Below are 21256 nucleotides of genomic sequence, written 5' to 3' on the forward strand. Positions count from 1 at the left end.
GAGCGGGTACTCATGACCGCTGACGCGACCCCCGCGCTGGTCGAGGACAAGCAGCGGCCGGCGGCCGGGCCGCGGGCACGCAAGAGTTCCGCGTATCCGCGGTACCTGGCGGGCAAGGTGGCCGGTGCCGCCGTGTCGCTGCTGGCCGTCCTCGTGACCAGCTTCTTCCTCTTCCGGCTGATCCCGGGCGACCCGGTGAAGACCATGACGGGCGGCCGTCAGGTGTCGGCGGAGCAGCTGGCGGCCTATCGCGAGGAGTTCGGACTCGACTTGCCGCTGTGGCGGCAGTTCACGGACTACTGCGGCAAGGCGCTCACGGGTGACTTCGGGACGTCGTACCAGTTCCGCGCCCCCGTCGTCGACAAGATCACCGAGGCGCTGCCGAACACCCTGCTGCTCACCGGCACCGCCTTCGTCCTCTACACGGCGCTGGGCATCTTCCTCGGCACCCGGTCGGCGTGGCGGCACGGCAAGCTCGGCGACCGCGTCAACACGGGCCTCGCGCTGACGCTGTACTCCATCCCGTCCTTCTGGCTGGGACTGCTGCTGATCATCGTGCTGTCGGTGGGCATCGGCCCGCTGCCCGGCATGTTCCCGACCGGCGGCATGGAGTCGGGCGGCGAGGAGGGCTTCGCGTACGTCCTGGACGTGGCGCACCATCTGGTGCTGCCGGTGGTGACGCTGGTGGCCGTGGAGTACGGGCAGACGCTGCTGGTCACGCGGTCGGCGCTGCTGGACGAGATGGGCAGCGACTATCTGACGACCGCGCGGGCCAAGGGACTGCGCGACGACCTCGTCCGCCGTCGCCACGCCGTGCCGAACGCACTGCTGCCGACCGTGACGCTGATCTTCATCAACCTCGGCCGGACGGTGGCGGGCGTGATCCTCGTGGAGACGGTGTTCTCCTGGCCCGGCCTGGGCGGGCTGTTCTACCAGGCGCTGAGCGTGCCCGACCTGCCACTCGTGCAGGGGCTTTTCTTCGTGTTCGCCGCCGCGGTGATCCTGATGAACACCCTTGCCGACCTGGTCTATCCGCTGCTGGACCCCCGGGTGGCCCGATGACGACGTCGACCGGCACGCCCCCGAGCCCGCGCGCCCTCGCCCGGCAGCGGCGCCGGGCCTCCGTCGCCCGCTTCTGGCGCCAGTACCGCTCGGAACGGGCGGGGCTGTACGGGCTGACCGCGCTGTCGCTGTGCGCGCTGCTGGCGCTGTTCGCACCGCTGTTCGTCGGCTCCGACGTGAGCAGCGTGACCGACGCGCCGGGGCATCCGATGCAGAGCCCGAGCGCCGAGTTCCCGCTCGGCACCGACCAGTTCGGGCGGGACCTGCTGGGCCTAGTGATCTGGGGCTCGCGGGTGTCGCTGCTGGTCGGGCTGCTCGCGGCCGTGCTGTCGGTGGCGATCGGCACCCTGATCGGGGTGACGGCGGGGCACTTCAAGGGCTGGTACGCGACGGTGATGATGCGGATCACCGACTGGTTCCTGGTCATGCCGACGCTGGTGCTCGCCATCGCCCTGGCGACCGTGATGTCCCGCTCGCTGACCACGACCGTCATCGCGATCGGCGTGACCACCTGGCCGACCACGGCCCGGCTGGTGCGCGCCCAGACCCTCGCGGTGGAGACCCGGCCGTACATCGAGCGGGCGAAGGCGCTCGGCGGCGGCCACTGGCACGTCATGTCCCGGCACGTTCTGCCCAATGTGATGCCGCTGGTACTGGCCCAGACGACCCTGATCATCTCCTCGGCCATCCTCGCCGAGGCGACGCTCGCCTTCCTCGGCCTGGGCGACCCCACGGTCGTGTCGTGGGGCGGGCTGCTCCAGGACGCGCGGGAGGCGGGCGCGGTCAGTGCCGGGGACTGGTGGTACCTGGTGCCGCCGGGCATCGCCATCGCCGTGGTGGCGCTGGCGTTCACGCTGTGCGGGCGGGCCGTGGAGTCCGTCCTCAACCCCAGGCTGGGGGTGTCGCGTTGAGTCTGCTCGACGTCAGGAACCTGACCGTGACGTACGCGGGCGGGGCGGCCGCCGTGCGCGGGGTCGACCTGCGCCTGGAGGCGGGCCGGAAGCTCGGCCTCGCCGGGGAGTCGGGCTGCGGCAAGTCCACGCTGGCGCTGGCCCTGCTGCGGCTGCTGCCGGCGGGCGCCCGGATCACCGGGGAGGTGCTCCTCGACGGCGAGGACGTGCTGACCATGAAGTGGGGCCGGGTCCGGGCGGTCCGCTGGGCCGGGGCCTCCGTCGTCTTCCAGGGCGCGATGCACTCCCTCAACGCCGTGCACCGCATCGGCGACCAGATCGCCGAGCCGATCCTGCTGCACAGGAAGGCCACCGCTGCCGGAGCGAAGAAGAAGACCGGTGAACTGCTGGAGCAGGTCGGTCTCCCGGCGGCCCGCGCCGAAGCCTATCCGCACGAACTGTCCGGGGGTCAGCGCCAGCGCGTCATGATCGCCATGGCCCTGGCCTGCGATCCCCGGCTGATCATCGCCGACGAGCCGACGACCGCGCTCGACGTGATGATCCAGGCCCAGATCCTCCGGCTCATCGAGCACCTGGTCGCGGACCAGGACCTCGGCCTGATCATGATCAGCCACGACCTGGCGGTCCTCGCCGACACCTGCGACCGGCTCGCGGTGATGTACGCGGGCCGGGTGGTCGAGGAGGGCCCGGCCGCCCAGGTGTACGAGGACGCCCGGCACCCCTACGCCAGGGCCCTGTCGGCCGCGTTCCCGCGCATCGGCGACCCGGCGTCCCGGTTCGCGCCGCAGGGGCTGGCGGGCGACCCGCCGGACCCGGCCGCGCTGCCGTCGGGGTGCACGTTCCATCCCCGGTGTCCGGAGGCGCTGGCGTCGTGTTCGCAGGAGGACCCGATGCTGCGGGCGGCGGGGCCGGAGCGGCGGGCGGCGTGTGTGCTGGTCGGGTCGCCGGGCGTGGAGGCCCGGGGAGAGCGCGCGACGGCGGAAACCGAGGGCCGCGAGAAAGGCCCGGCCGACGGACCGGGAGCCCTTGAGGAGCGGTCGGCCGAGGGCCCGGAGGCCCTGGAGGAAGCGAGGCCCAGCACACCATGACCACGTCCCCCACCTCCCCCATGGTCCCCGAGGTCACCACGGCCCCGCTGCTGAGCGCCCGGGGCCTGCACATCACCTTCCCCGGACGGCACGGCGGCCCCCGGGCCCGGGCGGTGGACGGCGTCGACCTCGACATCCGCCCCGGCGAGATCGTCGCGCTGGTCGGCGAGTCCGGCTGCGGCAAGACGACCCTGGCCCGCAGTCTGCTCGGCCTGGTCGCACCGACGGCGGGCCGGGTCACCTTCGACGGCCGCCCGCTGGAGTACTCCGGCCGGTCCCTCAAGGCCTACCGCAAACGCGTCCAGCTGGTCCTCCAGGACCCGAGCGGCTCCCTCAACCCCCGCCACACGGTGTACGACGCGGTCGCCGAGGGCCTGCGCATCCACGGCCACGGCGGCGACGAACGCGCCGCGGTCGCCGAGGCCCTGTCCCGGGCGGGCCTGCGCCCCCCGGAGCGCTTCTTCCTTCGCTACCCGCACGAACTGTCCGGAGGGCAGCGCCAGCGGGTGGTCATCGCGGGCGCGCTGGTCCTGGAACCCGAACTCCTCGTCGCCGACGAGCCGGTGGCGTCCCTCGACGCCTCGGTACGCGGCGAGATCCTCGCCCTGTTGCTACGACTGCGCACCGAACTGGGCCTGTCCGCCCTGGTCGTCACGCACGACCTGGGCCTGGCGTGGAACATCGCCGACCGGGTCGCCGTGATGTACCTGGGCCGGATCGTGGAGACGGGCGCGGTGGAGCAGGTACTGACGGCACCTCGGCATCCCTACACCCAGGCCCTGCTGTCCGTCCTCCCGGAGGCTCCGGGCTCCCCCGTGGTCCTCACGGGCGAGCCCCCGGATCCGTCGCGCGTCCCGTCAGGGTGCCGCTTCCACGCGCGCTGCCAGATCCTGGCGGGCGGAGAGGCGGAGCGGGCGGGCGTGGCGGACGCGTGCAGGCACCAGGACTTGGAGGTGCTGAGCGGGGGCGGTGACTCGCAGGTCGCTTGTCACTGGGCCGTTTCGTCCTCGCCCCTCAGGGGCGCGGGGAACTGCGCGAGCGGCCACACACCGCCCGCGGACGGCGTACGGCAGAACTAGGCAGGCCGCTCCGCCGCTTCCACCAGCGCCCCGCACTTCTTGACGTCCTCGGACATCTGCTCCATGAGAGCCTCCAGCGTCTCGAACTTCGCCTGCCCCCGCACGAACGCCAGGAAGTCGACCGCGACATGCAACCCGTACAGATCGAGCCCCACCCGGTCGATGGCGTACGCCTCCACCGTCCGCTCGGTCCCATCGAACTGCGGATTCGTCCCCACGGAGATCGCCGCCGGCATCGCCTCACCCTGCGCGTGCAGCCAGCCGGCGTACACACCGTCGGCCGGAATGGCGGTGTGCGGCAGCGTCTCGACGTTCGCGGTCGGGAAACCCAGTTCGCGCCCGCGCTGGGCGCCCCGGACGACGACGCCCTCCACCCGGTGCGGACGCCCCAGGATCTCAGCCGCGCCCCGGACATCGCCCTCGGCGACCAGCCGCCGCGTCAGCGTGGAGGAGAACGGCTCCCCGCCGCCCGCCTCACCCGTCACGTACAGGTCGACGACCTCGACCTCGAAGTCGTAGGTCTTGCCCTGCGTGGACAGGAACTCCACGTTCCCCGCGGCCTTGTGGCCGAAGCGGAAGTTGGGGCCCTCGACGACGGCCTTGGCGTGCAGCTTGTCGACCAGGACCTTGACGACGAAGTCGGCCGGGGACAGCTTCGAGAACTCGGTCGTGAAGGGGAGGATGAGCACCGCGTCCACGCCAAGGTCCGCCATGAGTTCGGCGCGGCGGTGGTGCGGGGCGAGCAGCGGCGGGTGGCTGCCGGGGCGGACGACCTCGCTGGGGTGCGGGTCGAAGGTCACGACGACGGCGGGCACGCCCAGTTCCCGGGCGCGGTCCACGGCATGCCGGATGATCAGCTGGTGACCGCGGTGCACTCCGTCGTAGGAGCCGATGGTGACGACGCTGCGCCCCCAGTCCTGGGGGATGTCCTCCAAGCCACGCCAGCGCTGCACTGTGCCTGCTCCTTGTCGAAAACTCGTCGAACCCGTGTCCGGTCGGTTGTCCGTGGTTGCCTCGTGCGCAGGTCTAAGGGTGCCATGCCGGGTGCCTCCTGCCCGCATCGGCATGGGGGCTGTGACAGGGCGCACGACACCGTACTGCGGCCCCGGCCCCGGAAGGCCGGTCACACGGGGACGCCGGTGCCCGCCAGGTTCTCGATCATCCGGTGGGAACTGGGCCCGACCAGCGCCGCCCATTCCCCGGGCGCGTCGGCCAGCCAGGCGGCCGCACGGGCGGCGAAACCGGGCACGTGCCGGCCCAGGTCGACCAGGGCGCGGTCGAAGCGGGTGGCGCCCTGGGGGGTGCGCACGAGGAGCAGTCCGATGCGGTGGACGAGGTCGCGCAGGTCGTCGCCGCCGTTGCGGGCGGCGGCGTGCAGCAGTGCGTCCAGGACGTCGGTGTCGTGCTCACGGGCCAGGAGCACGTCGCGCAGTTCGCGGCGCAGCGAACGCGAGGCGGGGATGCCGGGCGGGGTGAGGACGGCGGCGAGGGCGCAGCGCAGCCGCACGTCGCCGTCCTCCAGCAGGCCGGTGACCAGCGGCAGGAGCACGGGCCGGGCGGCGGGGCCCCGGTCCAGCCGCTGGTCCGCGTACGCGGCCACCTGCCCGGCGAGTTCCGGCCGCCCGCGTGCCGCCCGGCACAGCAGCGCGGCGATCCGCCGGGCCAGGCCCGACGGGGTCGCGTCGGCGAGTGCCCGCAGCGCCTCCTCCGCGTCCGGCCGCTCCAGCCGGGCCGCGAAGGCCGCGAGGACCGGCTCGGGGTCGGTCAGGAGGGCTCCGGCCAACGCGTCCGGCGAGAACCGCGGGTCGCCCGCCGCGAAGTGTTCCAGCGCCCGCGGGAGGTAGCGGGCCCGGGTGTGCGGATCCTGGACGAGGAGGGCGAGTGCGCCGCCGTGCAGGGCGCGGTCGGCGGGGCGGGCGAGCAGGGTGAGGGCGGCGTAGCGCAGGAGGGCGCGGTCGCCTCCCGTGCTCACGTGCGGCACGACGCGCAGTCCGTACGCCACCGCGGCGCGCCGCCGCGCGGGCCGCTCGTCGCGCGCCCACCGGTCGGCGGCCCGGCACACCGCCGACGGCTCCTCCTCGGCGAGCACCGCGAGCAGTTCGTCGGCCCGTGGGTGCGCGCGGTCGACGAGCACGTCCGCCAGATCGTCCAGGGCGGTGCGGCGGTGGGTGTGCAGCAGCACCTGCGCTGCCGTGGCCACGGTCGCGTGCGGGGTGGCGGGCAGCGGCCGCTCGTCGTCGAACCAGCGCGCGAGCTGCGGTTGCACGGCGATGGGGTCGGCGGTGAGGAGCCCGGCGACGGCGTCCAGGAACCGGGGCCCGGCCTCGCACGGCGGCCCGTCGGCATGGACCAACCGCCGCAGCAGCGCGCAGCGCGCCTCCAGCGGGAGCCGTACGCCGGTCCAGAAGGGGGGCCCGAGCTCCTCCGGAACGGGCCGCTCCTGCCGCCGCCAGGCCACGATCCGGTCGGCGAGCAGCCGCAGCACGTCCGTGTACGGTGCCGCGTCGGGCACGGCCGACAGCGTCCCGGCGAGCAGCCGTACGGCCCACCAGGACCCCGGGTCGGCGTCCAGCGCGTGCACCAGGTCCGCCAGGCGGGAGGCCAGGTGCCCGGCGCCGTGCTGGCGGGCGAGGTACAGCAGGGCCTGGATCACCGGCCCGATGCGGTGGTGCGGCACGGGGTCGGTCTGCGCGTCCCCGCCGCGGTGGACGAGGGCGTGCAGCGCCTCGTCGAGGTCGAGGTGCGCGCCCTGGAGCCAGTCGGCGAGCCCCTCGTGCGCGAAGCGGTAGCCGGGCCCGGCGGGCACGAGCAGGCCCTCGGCGAGGACGGCCGACGCCCAGCCCGAGCAGCCGCCGAGCCGCTGCGGGGCGGTACCCCACGGGAACACCGCCTCGAACGCCTCCCGGTCCAGGTCCCCCTGCCCCCGGCCGAGGCCGCGCCGGGCGGCCTCGTGCACCTGCCCGGCGACCTTGGCCGCCAGCCGGCGTACGGCAGTGCCGTGCAGGCCGTTGCCGGCGGCCAGCCGGGTGGCGATGCGCAGCGACACCAGGTCCAGGTAGGCGGAGAAGACCTCGTCCCGGCCGACGGGGCCGGCGAGCAGGACCGGCGTCGCGGACGCGTCGGTGAGCTCGTCCCGGATCTCGGCGAGCAGACGCAGGGTGAGGGGGTGCCGGGCGTCGGCATCGCCGAGGGCGCCCTCGGCGATGCCGTACCGCAGCCGGGCCTCCCGGGCCTCGTCCTCGCCGAGGTCACCGAGTCGTACACACGCGGGACGGTGCAGCAGGCCGGACACCTCCTCCCAGTACTCCGGTCGGCATGCCACCACCAGCCGCGCTCCCGTCTCCCGGAGCCACCGCAGGGTGCCACCCGTCCAGTCGGCCAAGCGGCGGGCCGCCGCCGGGGGCATCTCCTCGGGGCCGTCCAGGAGGAGCAGCAGGGGCCTGCCGAGCGAACCGGCGAGGCGGGCGAGGCGCTCGGGCGTCATGTCCCCCGGGTCGGCCTGGGAGGGCAGGGAGGGCGAGGACGGGGCTTGCGCGCCGGCCACGACGCGGACGGCCCGGGCCAGCGCCCTGCGGACCGCGTCCGCCACCGACGTGTCGTCGTCCCGCAGCTCACAGCCGCGCAGCCAGAGCGTGGGATGCCCGCCGCGGCCGCGGCGCGCGGCGAGCGCGGCGAGTTCCGTCGTACGACCGCTGCCGGGTGCCCCGACGAGACCGAGGACGGCCGCCGTGCCCGCCGCGAAGGTGTCCAACTCGGCGGCCGGACCCGCCCGTTCGACCGGCTCCGGGACTCCGGTCCCGCCGGGCGGACCGTCCAGACCCACCGATGCGCCGGTCACTTCCAGCATCCCGGCGAGGTTCAGATCGGCCCCGTAGGCGGGGACCGTCGCGGCGTTCTCGGCGAGCAGCCCGGCGAGCGGGCCCGTCGCTCCGGCGACCCCCGCACGCAGCGGTACGGCGAATCCGACGTCGCGGTGGCCGGAGCTGAGCGCGGTGCCGAGGACTCCGACGACGGCGCCGGTCCCGGCGTCGAGCACGGGGCCGCCTGCCGCTCCCCCGCCCAGCCGCAGCGCGTCCCGCCCCGCAGTGCCGACCGCCAGCTCCAGCGCGTCGTCGAGACGGTGGAAACGGTCCGTGGCCGCGTACGTGACGGAGGCCGGGCCCAGCACCCGCGCCTCGCGCCAGCCGCCGGCGGCGATCCGTACATAGGCGCCGGTCCCTGCCCCGTCCCGCACGGTGACGGGCAGTGGCGGCACACCGAGCCCCTCGGTCCGTACGAGGGCCAGGTCCAGCGCGGGCAGCGGGGTGACCGCGTCGGCGGACACGACCCGGCGGCGGCCACCGGCTCCGTGCAGCACGAGCCGGGGCAGGCCGTCGACGGCCTCATGGCTGGTGATCAGGGTGCCGCGGTGGTCGGCCACGAAGCCGGTGCCGCGGGGGCGTCCGGCCAGATCATGGACACGGACGAGGCGGTCGTCGGGGACCGCCCCCTCCTCATGCCCAGCTGCCCCGGAGCCGGGGACCGCCCCGCCCTCGTGCCCTGCTGATCCGGGGCGGTCCGGGGAGCCTTTTGAGCTGTCGTCCGTCTCCCGGGACCGGTTCCGCGACGCCATCGTCGAGCCTCCCCGCCGTACACCCGTGCCCTCGTGTTCGACAGTAGGGGCGAGATGATCAGCGGGACAGATCGCTCTGTGAAAGCGCCCCCTTCCGCTCCCCCGGTTCACTCCGAGCGCCCGCACAAACGGGTGAAGGAACGGGGGCGGCTGGATACACCCTAGGGGTGGGGGAACCGAGGGGGGACCGTGGAGCGGCGGCAGTGGAGGTACCCGTGGCCGCCGCTCCACGGGCGGACACCCGCTCCCCGAGCCGTCAGGCGAAGACGGCCAGACTCCTGGCCTTGCCCCGCTGCTCCTCGACGAGCGCGAGGAAGCGGCCCTCCGGGTCGAAGACGGCGACGGGGCCGGAGCCCGCGTACGTCTCGGGCATCTCCAGCCGGACGCCGTTGGTGAGCAGCTTGGCCCGCCGGGCGTCGACGTCCCACCGGGGGAACGCGGCAGCGGCGGCCTCGGCCATCGGCATCACCGTCAGCTCCTGCTGGAGCTGGTCGAGGGTGCGGGCCGCGTCCAGCTTGTAGGGGCCGACGCGGGTGCGGCGCAGCGCGGTGAGGTGACCGCCGACACCCAGACCGGCGCCCAGGTCGCGGGCCAGGGCCCGAATGTAGGTGCCGGAGGAGCAGACGACCGAGACGACCAGGTCGAGGACGGCCGTGCCGTCGTCGGCGACGGCGTCCCGGACGTCGTACACGCCGAAGGACGAGACCGTGACCGGCCGGGCCGGGATCTCGAACTCCTCGCCCTCCCGGGCCCGCTTGTACGACCGCACGCCGTTGATCTTGATGGCGCTGACCTTGGAGGGCACCTGCATGATGTCGCCGGTCAGCGCGGCGATGCCGGCGTCGATGGCGTCGCGGGTGACCTTGGAGGCGTCCGTGGAGGAGGTGATCTCCCCCTCGGCGTCGTCCGTGAGGGTGTTCTGCCCGAGCCGGATGGTGCCCAGGTACTCCTTCTCGGTCAGCGCGAGGTGGCCGAGGAGCTTGGTGGCCTTCTCGACGCCGAGGACGAGGACGCCCGTCGCCATCGGGTCGAGGGTGCCGGCGTGCCCGACGCGTCGTGTTCTGGCGATGCCGCGCATCTTGGCGACGACGTCGTGCGAAGTGAAGCCCGACGGCTTGTCGACGATGACAAGGCCGTCGGGCGTGGTGTGCTTCTGGGTCATTCTGCGGTGTCGTCCGTCTCGTCGTCCTCGTCCGGCTTGCGGTACGGGTCGGCGTCACCGGCGTACTTCGCCCCGGCGGACACCTCGCGCACCTTCTCGTCGGACTGGCGCGCCTTGTCGAGGAGGTCCTCGATGTTCCGGGCGGTGTCCGGGAGGGCGTCCATGACGAAGGCCAGCGTCGGCGTGAACTTCACACCGGCGGCCCGGCCCACCTCGGAGCGCAGGATGCCCTTGGCGCTCTCCAGGCCGGCGGCGGCCGCCGCGCGCTCCTCGTCGTCCCCGTACACCGTGTAGAAGACGGTCGCCTCCCTGAGGTCACCGGTGACCCGGGTGTCCGTGATGGTGACGTGCGAGCCGAGCCGCGGGTCCTTGATCCCGCGCTGCAGCTTCTGGGCCACCACCTCTCGGATGAGGTCCGCCAGCCTTTTGGCGCGCGCGTTGTCGGCCACTGGTCCGTCTCCTTAAGTGCTTACTTGTTGCTTCAGTCTTCGTCGCTGTGGAGCCTGCGTCGAACCGAGAGCAGTTCGACTTCGGGCCGCCCGGCGACGAGCCGCTCACAGCGGTCCAGTACGTCGGTGAGGTGCCCAGTCTCCCCCGAGACCACCGCGAGCCCGATCTCGGCCCTGCGATGGAGGTCCTGGTTCCCCGTCTCCGCCGCGCTCACCCCGTACTTGCGCTGGAGTTCGGCCACGATCGGACGGACGAGAGAGCGTTTCTCCTTGAGCGAGTGGACGTCGCCGAGGAGCAGATCGAAGGACAGAGTCCCCACATACATGTGTGTATCCGGATGTCCCGCCGGTCCGGGGTACGGGCGTCACGCTTCGACGCCGATACGGGAACCGTACACGCAACGGCCGGGGCCGATCGACGGAATAAGTCCCGTCGATCGGCCCCGATCGTGGCTCAGGTCAGACGCGCGGCTTCTCGCGCATCTCGTACGTCGCGATGACGTCGTCGACCTTGATGTCGTTGAAGTTGCCGAGGTTGATACCGCCCTCGAACCCTTCGCGGATCTCGGTGACGTCGTCCTTGAAGCGACGCAGACCCTCGATGTTGAGGTTCTCCGCGACCACCTTGCCGTCGCGGATGAGGCGCGCCTTGGTGTTGCGCTTGACCTCGCCGGAGCGGATGAGAACACCCGCGATGTTGCCCAGCTTGGACGACTTGAAGACCTCGCGGATCTCCGCCGTACCGAGCTCGACCTCTTCGTACTCCGGCTTGAGCATGCCCTTGAGGGCCGCCTCGATCTCCTCGATCGCCTGGTAGATGACCGAGTAGTACCGGACGTCGACACCCTCGCGCTCGGCCATCTGCTGCGCACGCCCGGCGGCGCGCACGTTGAAGCCGATGACGATGGCGTCGGAGCCCATGGCCAGGTCGATGTCGGACTCCGTGACCGCACCGACACCGCGGTGCAGGACGCGGATGTCGACCTCTTCGCCGACGTCCAGCTGGAGCAGCGAGGACTCGAGCGCCTCGACCGATCCGGAAGCGTCACCCTTGATGATCAGGTTCAGCTGCTGGACCTCGCCGGCCTTGAGCACCTTGTCCAGGTCCTCGAGCGAGACGCGGCGCGTGCGCTTGGCGAACGCGGCGTTGCGCTCACGGGCGGCGCGCTTCTCGGCGATCTGACGGGCCGTACGGTCCTCGTCGACCACCAGGAAGTTGTCGCCCGCACCCGGGACGTTGGTCAGGCCCAGGACCTGAACCGGCGTCGACGGACCGGCCTCGGCAACGCTGTTGCCGTTGTCGTCGTGCATCGCCCGGACGCGGCCGTACGCGTCGCCGACCACCATGGTGTCGCCGACCCGCAGCGTGCCTCGCTGGACGAGGACCGTCGACACGGCACCGCGGCCGCGGTCGAGGCGGGACTCGATCGAGATGCCCTGCGCGTCCTGGTGCGGGTTGGCCCGCAGGTCGAGCGAGGCATCGGCCGTCAGGATCACGGCCTCCAGCAGGGAGTCGATGTGCAGACCCTGCTTGGCGGAGATGTCGACGAACATGGTGTCGCCGCCGTACTCCTCGGCCACCAGGCCGTACTCGGTCAGCTGACCGCGCACCTTGGTCGGGTCGGCGCCCTCGACGTCGATCTTGTTGACCGCGACGACGATCGGGACCTCGGCCGCCTTGGCGTGGTTGAGCGCCTCGACCGTCTGCGGCATGACGCCGTCGTTGGCCGCGACGACGAGGATCGCGATGTCCGTCGACCGGGCACCACGGGCACGCATGGCGGTGAACGCCTCGTGACCCGGGGTGTCGATGAAGGTGATCTTGCGCTCTTCTTCGTTGACCTCGGTCGCGACCTGGTAGGCACCGATGTGCTGGGTGATGCCGCCGGCCTCGCCCGCGATGACGTTCGTCTTGCGGATGGCGTCGAGGAGCCGGGTCTTACCGTGGTCGACGTGACCCATGACGGTGACGACCGGCGGGCGGACCATCAGGTCCTCCTCGTCGCCCTCGTCCTCGCCGAACTCGATGTCGAAGGACTCGAGGAGCTCGCGGTCCTCCTCCTCCGGGCTGACGATCTGAACCGTGTAGTTCATCTCGTCGGCGAGGAGCTGCAGCGTCTCGTCGGAGACGGACTGCGTGGCCGTGACCATCTCGCCGAGGTTCATCATGACCGCGACGAGCGACGCCGGGTTGGCGTTGATCTTCTCCGCGAAGTCGGTGAGCGAGGCACCGCGCGACAGGCGAACGGTCTCGCCGTTGCCGCGAGGCAGCATCACACCGCCGACCGACGGGGCCTGCATGGCCTCGTACTCCTGGCGCCTCTGCCGCTTCGACTTGCGGCCACGACGCGCCGGACCGCCGGGACGGCCGAACGCACCCTGCGTGCCACCACGGCCACCGGGACCGCCGGGACGGCCACCGAAGCCGGGACGGCCACCGCCGCCGGGACCACCCGGACGGCCGGCGAAACCGCCGCCACCGCCACCGGGACCACCGGGACGACCGGCGAAACCGCCACCGCCGCCACCGGGACGGCCTGCGAAGCCGCCGCCACCCGGGCGACCGCCGCCGCCACCGGGACGACCGCCGCCACCGGGACCGCGGCCGCCGGGGCCACCGCCGCCGGGACGCGGGCCTGCAGCAGGACGCTGCGGCATCATGCCGGGGTTCGGACGCGGACCGCCGGGACCGCCGCCGGGACGCGGGCCGCCGCCCTGCGGGCGAGGCATGCCGCCCGGGGTCGGACGCGCGCCGCCCGGAGCCTGCGGACGAGGACCGCCGCCGGCACCCTGCGGACGGGGACCGCCCTGGCCGCCCTGGCCCTGCGGACGCGGGGCGCCACCGGGCGCACCGGGGCCGCCCGGACGCGGGGCACCGCCCGGACGGGGCGCCTGCGGGCGCGCCATGCCGGTGGAGCCACCAGAGGTGAACGGGTTGTTGCCCGGACGGGGACCCGCCGGACGGGCACCGGGACGCGGGGCGCCGCCACCCTGGCGCGGAGCGCCGCCGGGACGGTCACCGCGGTCACCACGGCCCTGGCCGCCCTGGCCGGGACCGCCCGGACGCGGAGCACCCGGACGCGGCGACTGGCCGGCCGGACGCGGGGCGCCCGGACGCGGGCCGGAGCCCTGGCCCTGGGAGGCAGCCGGCGCGGCGGGAGCCGCCGGGGGTGCCGTGAACTCGGGCGTGGTCGGAGCCGGGGACGCCGGGGCGGGCCGCGGCGCGGGCTTCGGGCCCGGGGTGGGACGGGGGCCGGGAGTGGCCGGCGCGGCCGGAGCCGCGGGCTTCTCTGCGGCGGCCGGCTTGGGGGCCGGCGGGCGCGGGGCGGCCGGACGGGCAGCCTGCGCGGGAGAGGGGGCGCCCGGCTTCGCCGGGGCAGCCTTGCGGGCGGGGGCGGGCTTGCCGCCACCGCTGCCCTGCTGGAGGGCGTCCGTCAGCTTGCGTACAACGGGCGCTTCGATCGTCGAAGACGCCGAACGGACGAATTCACCGAGTTCCTGGAGCTTGGCCATGACGACCTTGCTCTCGACGCCGAACTCCTTGGCGAGTTCGTAGACCCGGACCTTAGCCACTTCGCTCCTTTGAGGTCCGGGTTGCGTCCGGACCGTCGCTAGTTCATGGGCGTACTCATCGCGTACTCATCGAGTGCTCATCGCAATCTCGACCTGCTTTCGACTCGCGAGGTACCTAGCCGCACGGGGTTCCGTGCGGCACGTCTTACCGTGTTGCCTGCTCGGCAACTGTCGTCTGCTCGACGTACTGGCGCAACGCCTTTGTGTCGAGCGGTCCCGGGACGCGCAGTGCCCTCGGGAACGCCCGGCGGCGTACCGCCTGGTCGAGACAGACCGGTGCGGGGTGTACGTACGCACCCCGGCCGGGCAGCGTACCGCGTGGATCAGGGACGCATGCGTCCTTGATCGCTACGATCCGCAGCAGTTCGGCCTTGGCCGCTCGCTCCCGACACCCCACACAGGTGCGTTCAGGGCATGCGCGGGCGCGCGTCCGGCCAGACACTGCTAAGTCTACCTCCCCGTACGCTCCTCACCCCTTTGGGGCAGGATTCGAACACTTGCCGCGCATGAACCTGTCGTGATCTGAACGGCGCGCGGCTTGGATCTATTCCTCGGAGCCGGCCGCGGCCGGTTCGGTGTCCGGGCGGATGTCGATCCGCCAGCCGGTCAGCCGGGCCGCGAGGCGGGCGTTCTGCCCCTCCTTGCCGATGGCCAGGGACAGCTGGTAGTCGGGCACGGTCACCCGGGCCGACCGGGTCGCCATGTCCACGATCTCCACCTTGGAGACCCGGGCCGGGGACAGCGCGTTCGCCACCATGTCGCCCGGGTCGTCCGACCAGTCGACGATGTCGATCTTCTCACCGTTCAGCTCGCCCATGACGTTGCGCACGCGGCCGCCCATGGGGCCGATGCAGGCGCCCTTGGCGTTCAGGCCGGAGCGGGTGGACCGTACGGCGATCTTCGTGCGGTGACCGGCCTCGCGGGCGATCGCGGCGATCTCCACCGAGCCGTCGGCGATCTCCGGCACCTCCAGGGCGAAGAGCTTCTTCACCAGGTTGGGATGCGTGCGCGAGAGGGTGACGGAGGGCCCGCGGACGCCCTTGGCCACCCGGACGACGTAGGAGCGCAGCCGCATGCCGTGCGGGTACGTCTCCCCCGGCACCTGCTCCTGCACGGGCAGGATGGCCTCGAGCTTGCCGATGTCGACGAGCACGTTCTTCGGGTCGCGGCCCTGCTGGACCACTCCGGTGACGATGTCGCCCTCGCGGCCGGCGTACTCACCCAGCGTCGCGTCGTCCTCGGCGTCGCGCAGGCGCTGCAGGATGACCTGCTTGGCCGTGGTGGCGGCGATACGGCCGAAGCCGGACGGGGTGTCGTCGAACTCGCGGGCCTCCTGGCCCTCCTCGAGGTCGTCGGGGTCCTCCTTCGCCCACACGGTCACATGGCCGGTCTCCCGGTTGAGCTCCACGCGCGCGTGGCGGCGGCTTCCCTCGGTGCGGTGGTAGGCGATGAGGAGGGCCGACTCGATCGCCTCGACCAGCAGGTCGAAGGAGATCTCCTTCTCCCGAACCAAGCCCCGCAGGGCGCTCATGTCGATGTCCACGGCTACGCCTCCTCTTCCTTCTTGTCCTTGCGGCTGAACTCGACCTGGACACGCGCCCGGACGATGTCGTCGAAGGCGATCCTGCGCGCGGTGGCCTTGCGGCCCTTCACGCCGGGCACCTCGGTGTCGACACCCTCGTCGTCGACCTTCAGGATCCTGGCGACCAGCTCGCCGCCCTCGGCCAGCTGGAACTTCACCAGCCGGTCCGTGGCGCGAACGTAGTGGCGGTGTTCCGAAAGGAGGCGCTCCGCGCCCGGGGTGCCGACCTCGAGGGTGTACTCGCCCTCGCCCATCGCGTCCGTCTCGTCGAGCTTCGCCGAGAGCGCGCGGCTCACATCGGCGATCTGGTCCAGGTCGGCGCCCGTGTCCGAGTCGACGACGACGCGCAGCACACGCTTGCGTCCGACGGAGTCCACCTCGATCTCCTCGAGATCCAGGCCCTGGGAGCTGACGAGCGGTTCCAGTAGCTCTCGCAGCCTCTCGCTCTGGGTGGTGCTCATCCGGGTGACTCCTCGGCCGCGTGTGCTGTTGTGGGATGGGTCGCGTGTCTGGTCAAAGGGTATCCGGTCGCGGGGAGTGTTGCCGTCCACCCGGTCACCAACGGTGCCGCTGAGTGATGCCGGGTCAAGGCCCGGGTACCGTGATCACGGGCGCGCAGCCCTTGCGGTCCCTTCTTTCTCGAAAGTTTCTCGACACGAGCCCCGAGGACGTCTGACGTGCCGTTCCCCCCATCGCCGCGTACCCGCTCGGGGCCGCGCAGAAGGAGTCTGCTCGCCGTCGCCCCGGCGGCCCTCGCCCTGGCGGGCTGCACCGGCGGGGACTCCGGCGGCCCGGCCGGAGACGGCACGTCGGCCGCCGACCGGGCACGCGCGCGTGCGGCCCGCGACAGCGAGGGGCTGGCGGAGCACTACGACGCGGTGATCGCCGCCCGGCCGTCCCTCGCGGGCCGGCTGCGGCCGCTGCGCGAGGAGGTCGTACGGCACGCGCAGGCGCTCGGCGGTGGCCGGAAAGCATCGCCCTCGGCGTCCCCGTCGGCTTCGGTGTCCGCGACGTCCTCTCCATCGCCGTCCGCGGCCGTGCCGGGGAACGACAAGGACGCCCTCGCCGGGCTCGCCGCGGCGGAGCGGGAGCTCGCCGACCGGCGGGTCAAAGCGCTGGGCGCGGTTCCGGGCGAGCTGGCGCGGCTGCTGGCGTCGGTGGCGGCGGCCGGGGCGGCGCACGTGTATCTGCTGACGGAGGGCGGCGCGTGAGCGAGGAGAAGGACCGGGAGCTGCGGGCTCTGCAGGCGGCGCTGGCGGCCGAACACGCGGCGGTCTACGGGTACGGCGTAGTCGGCGGGAGGATCGGCGAGGGGCAGCGCCCCGAGGCCGTCACGGCGTACGACGCACACCGGGCGCGCAGGGACGCGCTGGTGCGCGAGGTGAAGGACCTGGGGGGCCGGCCGGTGGCCGCGTCGGCCGGTTACGCGCTGCCCTTCCAGGTGCCGGACGCGGCGGCGGCCGTGCGGCTCGCCGCCGAGCTGGAGGACCGGGTGGCCGGGGTGTACGCCGACCTCGTGCGCGCGGCGGGCGGCGGGCGGCGGGCCCTGGCCGCCGAGGCGCTGCGGGAGGCGGCGGTGCGGGCGGTGCGCTGGCGCGGCGAGAGCGTAGCCTTCCCTGGGCTCGCCGAGCGGGCCGGCACGGCCCCGCCCTCGGCGGCGCCGACGGCGTGACCCGCGCAGGGCACGCACCGCGGACAGCACGAAGGGAACGACTCGCGCATGGTTTTCGAACCGCCGAAGCGTCTGGTGAGGGCGCTCGGTGAGACGGCGCCGGACGGTGACGACTGGCTGGAGAAGCTGCCCGGGGCGGCGCAGCAGGCCGTCGCGCTACGCGAGTTGACCGTGGAACGGGTGCAGCTGCCCGGCGGGCGCAGCAGCCTGGTCGTGCTGGTGCGGGCGGCCGACGGGACACCCGCCGTGCTCAAGCTGGCGCCGAGCCGGGCCCGTCCGGAGGCGGAGCGGGCCGCGCTCGCGCACTGGGCCGGGCGGGGTGCCGTACAGCTGCTCGAACCTGTGTCGGCCGAGGGCGTGCTGCTGCTGGAGCGGCTGCACCCGGATGTGTCGGTGCGGTCGCTGCCGGAGGCGAAGGCACTGCTGGAGGCGGCGGGAACGCTGCGGCGGCTGTGGGTGGAACCCCCCGCCGGCTTCCCGTTCGAGACCGTGGCCGAGCGGACCGGGCGGCAGGCCGAGGCGATGCGGGCGCGGGCCCGGGTCCAGCCCGAGGTGGCCGCGCTGGTCGATCTGGCGCTCGCGGCGCGCGAGGAGTTGCTGGTCGCGCCGCCCGAGCACCGGCTGCTGCACGGCACGTTCCGGCAGAGCAAGGTGCTCGGCGGGGAGCGGATGCCGTGGCTGGCCGTGGGGCCCGACCCGGTGGTCGGCGAGTGCGCCTTCGATCTGGCCCGGCTGGTCCGGGACCGGGTGGAGGACCTGATCGCCCAGCCGTCCGGCGCGGCCACGACCCGGCGCCGGGTGAAGCGGCTCGCCGAGTCCCTGGACGTGGACCAGGACCGGCTGCGGGGCTGGACGCTGTTCCGGGCCGTGGAGTCGGGCGTGCGCGCGGGGCGGGTCGGACGGCCGCGGGATGCGGAGCTGTTGCTGGAATTCGCGGGGTGGCTGTAGGGCCCGGGGAGCCGAAGGGGCGGGGCCGAGGGAGGTGGCTGCGGACCCGCGTGGCCCGCGTAGAGGCCCCTCGCCCGCATCGAGGCCCCTCACCCGGCTTCCTCCGCGGGTTGCGCGCGGATGCGGCCCGGCCCGGGGCACCGGTTCGGTCCTCGCCTCGCAGCCCCGGGGCCCAAGCGCAGCCGCCGGCATTTTCGCGGCCCCGGAGCCCTGGGCGGACTGAACCGGTCAGCCCGCCCGGCCCTCTCGGTGCTACGCCGTGAGGCGGGCGACGGCCTCCTCGACCGTCAGTTCCTCGCGCTCGCCGGTGCGGCGGTCCTTCAGTTCCACCACACCGTCGGCCGCGCGCCGCCCGGCCACGAGGATCTGCGGTACGCCGATCAGCTCGGAGTCCGTGAACTTGACACCCGGGGAGACGCCGGGGCGGTCGTCGACCAGGACGCGGACACCGGCCGAGGCCAGCTTCTGGGAGATGTCCAGGGCCAGTTCGGTCTGGAGGGCCTTGCCGGCGGCGACCACGTGGACGTCGGCCGGGGCGACCTCGGCGGGCCAGCACAGCCCCTTGTCATCGGCGCTCTGCTCGGCGAGGGCGGCCACCGCACGGGAGACGCCGATGCCGTAGGAGCCCATGGTGACGCGGACCGGCTTGCCGTTCTGGCCGAGGACGTCGAGCTTGAGGGCGTCGGCGTACTTGCGGCCCAGCTGGAAGATGTGGCCGATCTCGATGGCGCGGTCCAGGACCAGCCCCGTGCCGCACTTCGGGCAGGGGTCGCCCTCCTGCACGACCACGACGTCGACGTAACGGTCGACCTCGAAGTCACGGCCCGCGACGACGTTCTTGGTGTGGGTGCCGGCCTTGTTGGCGCCGGTGATCCAGGCCGTGCCGGGGGCGACGCGCGGGTCGGCGATGTACGTGACCTTGTCCAGGCCCTGCGGTCCGACGTAGCCGCGGACCAGGTCGGGGCGGGCGGCGAAGTCCGTCTCGGTGACCAGCTCGACGGCGGCCGGGGCGAAGTGCGCCTCGACCTTGTCCATGTCGACCTCGCGGTCCCCGGGCACGCCGACGGCGACGATCTCGCCGTCGACCTTCACGAGGAGGTTCTTCAGCGTGGCCGAGGCCGGGACGCCGAGGGAGGCGGCGAGGGTCTCGATGGTCGGGGTGTCGGGGGTCGGGATGTCCTCGGCGGCCGGCACCTCCGCGGCGTCGACGGGCTTCAGCTCGTACGTGATCGCCTCGGTGTTGGCGGCGAAGTCGCAGTTCGGGCAGTCGGCGAAGGTGTCCTCGCCGGCCTCGGCCGGGGCCAGGAACTCCTCGGACTTGGAGCCGCCCATCGCGCCGGCCGTCGCGGCGCAGATGCGGTAGTCGAGGCCGAGGCGCGCGAAGATCTTCTGGTACGCCTCGCGGTGCAGGGCGTAGGACTTGGCGAGCCCCTCGTCCTCGGTGTCGAAGGAGTAGGAGTCCTTCATCAGGAACTCGCGGCCGCGCAGGATGCCGGCGCGGGGGCGGGCCTCGTCGCGGTACTTGTTCTGGATCTGGTAGAGGATGACCGGCAGGTCCTTGTAGGAGGACGCCTGGTCCTTCACCAGGAGGGTGAAGATCTCCTCGTGGGTGGGGCCGAGGAGGTAGTCGCCGCCCTTGCGGTCCTGCAGGCGGAACAGCTCGGGGCCGTACTCGTCCCACCGGCCGGTGGCCTCGTAGGGCTCGCGCGGGAGGATGGCGGGGAGCAGGACCTCCTGGGCGCCTACGGCGTCCATCTCCTCACGGACGATGCGCTCGACGTTGGCGAGCACCTTCTTGCCGAGGGGCAGCCAGCTCCAGACGCCGGCGGCGGTGCGGCGTACGTAGCCGGCGCGGACGAGGAGCTTGTGGCTGAGGACCTCGGCGTCCGCCGGGTCGTCGCGCAACGTCTTCGCCAACAACTGGGACATGCGCTGGACCGGTGCGTTTGCCATGGTTCCTCTGCTCCTGCTGCTGGGGGTCCCCCGCTCGAGCGGAGCCGAGAGCGGGGGAAGGTGATGGCAGGAGGTTATCCGGGGGGTGCGCGGCGGTGGAAATCGGTTATCCGCGGCGCATCGGTTGTCCGCGGCGCAGGGGCAGGGGGGCGCCCATCACGGCGTACGGCTTCGGCGCGCTGGGGAAGAGGACCTGGCGGGCCAGGTCCTGGTAGCCGAGGGAGCGGTAGAGGGCGCGGGCCGGGCTGTCGGTGTCGATCGCGGAGAGGATGGAGCGGGGTTCGTCGGCGCCGTCGGTGATGGTGGTGATCAGGGAGCGTCCGAGGCCGCGGTTCTGGTACGCCGGGTGGACGTGCAGTTCGGTGATCACGAAGGAGTCGTCGAGCCAGTGGTCGTTGTACTGGGCGCGGAGGTAGGGCTCGACGACGGTGGACCACCAGTGGGTGCGGTCGTTGGGCATGCCGTAGACGAAGCCGACCAGGCGTTCGGCGGTGCTGGCGCCGAGGGCGCGGGCGCCCGGGTAGGTCATGTGGCGCAGGACGATCTGGCGGCGGACGGCGACTTCGTCGGGGCCGAGGCCGAAGGCCACGGCTTGGATGGCCAGAGCCTCGTCCACGTGGGCGGAGAGGTCGAGTGGGCCGATCACCAGGTCCATGCGGGGAGCCTACAGGGGGTTTCGCGCGCGTTGCCGGGTGCCGGTTGTCTTTGGCTGGTCGCGCAGTTCCCCGCGCCCCTACGGGGACGTTTCAGAACAGGACGCTCATGAAAGCTCCCACTTCCTGGAAGCCCACCCTCTGATAGGCCCTTCTGGCCGCCGTGTTGAAGTCGTTGACGTAGAGGCTGACCACGGGGGCGACGTCGGCGAGGGCGTAGCGCAGTACGGCCGCCATGCCCGGGGCGGCCAGGCCGGTGCCCCGGTACTCGGGGGCCACCCACACGCCCTGGATCTGGCAGGCGCGGTCCGTCGCGGCGCCGATCTCGGCCTTGAAGACGACCTTGCCGTCCGCGTCGAAGCGGGCGAAGGAGCGGCCGGAGCCAACGAGTTCGGCGACGCGGGCCTGGTAGAGCAGGCCGCCGTCGCCGGCCAGCGGGGAGACGCCGACCTCTTCGGTGAACATGGCCACGCACGCCGGCATGATCGTCTCCATCTCGTCCTTGCGGACGC

19 protein-coding genes are annotated in these 21256 nt (G+C 73.1%); 7 read left to right on the top strand and 12 right to left on the bottom strand.

What is annotated here, in order from left to right:
* Window positions 1-12 precede the first annotated feature (12 nt).
* The 4 genes from ABT116_RS14535 to ABT116_RS14550 are packed head-to-tail and all read left to right on the top strand — an operon-like array spanning window position 13 to window position 4140.
* Window positions 13-1062 (top strand): ABC transporter permease, encoded by a 1050-nt coding sequence (locus tag ABT116_RS14535; RefSeq protein WP_351632511.1) that lies wholly within the window; start codon window positions 13-15, stop codon window positions 1060-1062.
* Window positions 1059-1973: an ABC transporter permease gene (locus tag ABT116_RS14540; RefSeq protein WP_351632513.1), complete on the top strand. Its 915-nt coding sequence runs from the start codon at window positions 1059-1061 to the stop codon at window positions 1971-1973. The genes ABT116_RS14535 and ABT116_RS14540 overlap by 4 nt, the downstream gene beginning before the upstream one ends.
* A complete protein-coding gene (locus ABT116_RS14545) occupies window positions 1970-3061 on the top strand; it encodes an ABC transporter ATP-binding protein (protein WP_351632515.1) in 1092 nt (363 codons plus the stop codon). Before ABT116_RS14540 ends, ABT116_RS14545 begins: the two co-directional genes overlap by 4 nt.
* Window positions 3058-4140 (top strand): ABC transporter ATP-binding protein, encoded by a 1083-nt coding sequence (locus ABT116_RS14550; protein WP_351632518.1) that lies wholly within the window; start codon window positions 3058-3060, stop codon window positions 4138-4140. The genes ABT116_RS14545 and ABT116_RS14550 overlap by 4 nt, the downstream gene beginning before the upstream one ends.
* Here ABT116_RS14550 and ABT116_RS14555 read toward each other — a convergent pair.
* From ABT116_RS14555 to rimP, 9 genes are all read right to left on the bottom strand, one after another.
* Window positions 4137-5093, bottom strand: a complete 957-nt coding sequence (locus ABT116_RS14555; RefSeq protein WP_351632521.1) for a bifunctional riboflavin kinase/FAD synthetase — start codon at window positions 5091-5093, stop codon at window positions 4137-4139. The genes ABT116_RS14550 and ABT116_RS14555 overlap by 4 nt on opposite strands.
* A 170-nt stretch (window positions 5094-5263) precedes the next feature.
* Window positions 5264-8752, bottom strand: a complete 3489-nt coding sequence (locus ABT116_RS14560) for a trypsin-like peptidase domain-containing protein (RefSeq protein ID WP_351632523.1) — start codon at window positions 8750-8752, stop codon at window positions 5264-5266.
* Between the two features lie 256 nt (window positions 8753-9008).
* Complete coding sequence (gene truB / locus ABT116_RS14565; RefSeq protein ID WP_351632525.1) at window positions 9009-9914, bottom strand: tRNA pseudouridine(55) synthase TruB; 906 nt, start codon at window positions 9912-9914, stop codon at window positions 9009-9011.
* A complete protein-coding gene (rbfA, locus tag ABT116_RS14570) occupies window positions 9911-10363 on the bottom strand; it encodes a 30S ribosome-binding factor RbfA (protein ID WP_107459164.1) in 453 nt (150 codons plus the stop codon). The genes truB and rbfA overlap by 4 nt, the downstream gene beginning before the upstream one ends.
* A 32-nt stretch (window positions 10364-10395) precedes the next feature.
* Window positions 10396-10689, bottom strand: coding sequence for a DUF503 domain-containing protein (locus ABT116_RS14575; RefSeq protein WP_030853207.1), 294 nt, complete (start codon window positions 10687-10689; stop codon window positions 10396-10398).
* A 133-nt stretch (window positions 10690-10822) separates the two neighbouring features.
* Window positions 10823-13936, bottom strand: coding sequence for a translation initiation factor IF-2 (infB, locus tag ABT116_RS14580; RefSeq protein ID WP_351632529.1), 3114 nt, complete (start codon window positions 13934-13936; stop codon window positions 10823-10825).
* 145 nt (window positions 13937-14081) lie between these two features.
* The gene (locus ABT116_RS14585; protein WP_078955822.1) at window positions 14082-14378 is read right to left on the bottom strand and encodes a YlxR family protein; all 297 of its coding nucleotides are present in this window, start codon (window positions 14376-14378) and stop codon (window positions 14082-14084) included.
* Window positions 14379-14480: 102 nt separating this feature from the next.
* Window positions 14481-15479: a transcription termination factor NusA gene (gene nusA / locus ABT116_RS14590; protein WP_351632532.1), complete on the bottom strand. Its 999-nt coding sequence runs from the start codon at window positions 15477-15479 to the stop codon at window positions 14481-14483.
* A gap of 2 nt (window positions 15480-15481) precedes the next feature.
* Complete coding sequence (rimP, locus tag ABT116_RS14595; RefSeq protein WP_351632535.1) at window positions 15482-15979, bottom strand: ribosome maturation factor RimP; 498 nt, start codon at window positions 15977-15979, stop codon at window positions 15482-15484.
* Between the two features lie 216 nt (window positions 15980-16195).
* Between rimP and ABT116_RS14600 the strand changes: the two genes are divergently transcribed.
* Genes ABT116_RS14600 through ABT116_RS14610 form a run of 3 tightly spaced genes read left to right on the top strand, consistent with a single transcriptional unit; the run spans window position 16196 to window position 18138 of the window.
* Complete coding sequence (locus tag ABT116_RS14600) at window positions 16196-16729, top strand: hypothetical protein (protein ID WP_351632537.1); 534 nt, start codon at window positions 16196-16198, stop codon at window positions 16727-16729.
* On the top strand, window positions 16726-17190 hold the full coding sequence (locus ABT116_RS14605) for a ferritin-like domain-containing protein (protein ID WP_351632539.1): 465 nt from the start codon (window positions 16726-16728) through the stop codon (window positions 17188-17190). Before ABT116_RS14600 ends, ABT116_RS14605 begins: the two co-directional genes overlap by 4 nt.
* A gap of 48 nt (window positions 17191-17238) precedes the next feature.
* Complete coding sequence (locus ABT116_RS14610; RefSeq protein WP_351632541.1) at window positions 17239-18138, top strand: aminoglycoside phosphotransferase family protein; 900 nt, start codon at window positions 17239-17241, stop codon at window positions 18136-18138.
* 252 nt (window positions 18139-18390) lie between these two features.
* Here ABT116_RS14610 and ABT116_RS14615 read toward each other — a convergent pair whose 3' ends face one another.
* From ABT116_RS14615 to ABT116_RS14625, 3 genes are all read right to left on the bottom strand, one after another.
* The gene (locus ABT116_RS14615) at window positions 18391-20091 is read right to left on the bottom strand and encodes a proline--tRNA ligase (RefSeq protein WP_351632543.1); all 1701 of its coding nucleotides are present in this window, start codon (window positions 20089-20091) and stop codon (window positions 18391-18393) included.
* 106 nt (window positions 20092-20197) lie between these two features.
* Window positions 20198-20746 carry a GNAT family N-acetyltransferase gene (locus ABT116_RS14620; RefSeq protein WP_351632545.1) on the bottom strand — a complete coding sequence of 183 codons (549 nt, stop codon included), beginning with the start codon at window positions 20744-20746 and terminating at the stop codon, window positions 20198-20200.
* Window positions 20747-20837: 91 nt separating this feature from the next.
* Window positions 20838-21256 (bottom strand): GNAT family N-acetyltransferase (locus ABT116_RS14625; RefSeq protein ID WP_351632548.1); only part of this gene is annotated, 419 nt, incomplete at its 5' end.

Source organism: Streptomyces sp. NPDC002130, assembly GCF_040296465.1.
Taxonomy (GTDB): Bacteria; Actinomycetota; Actinomycetes; order Streptomycetales; family Streptomycetaceae; genus Streptomyces.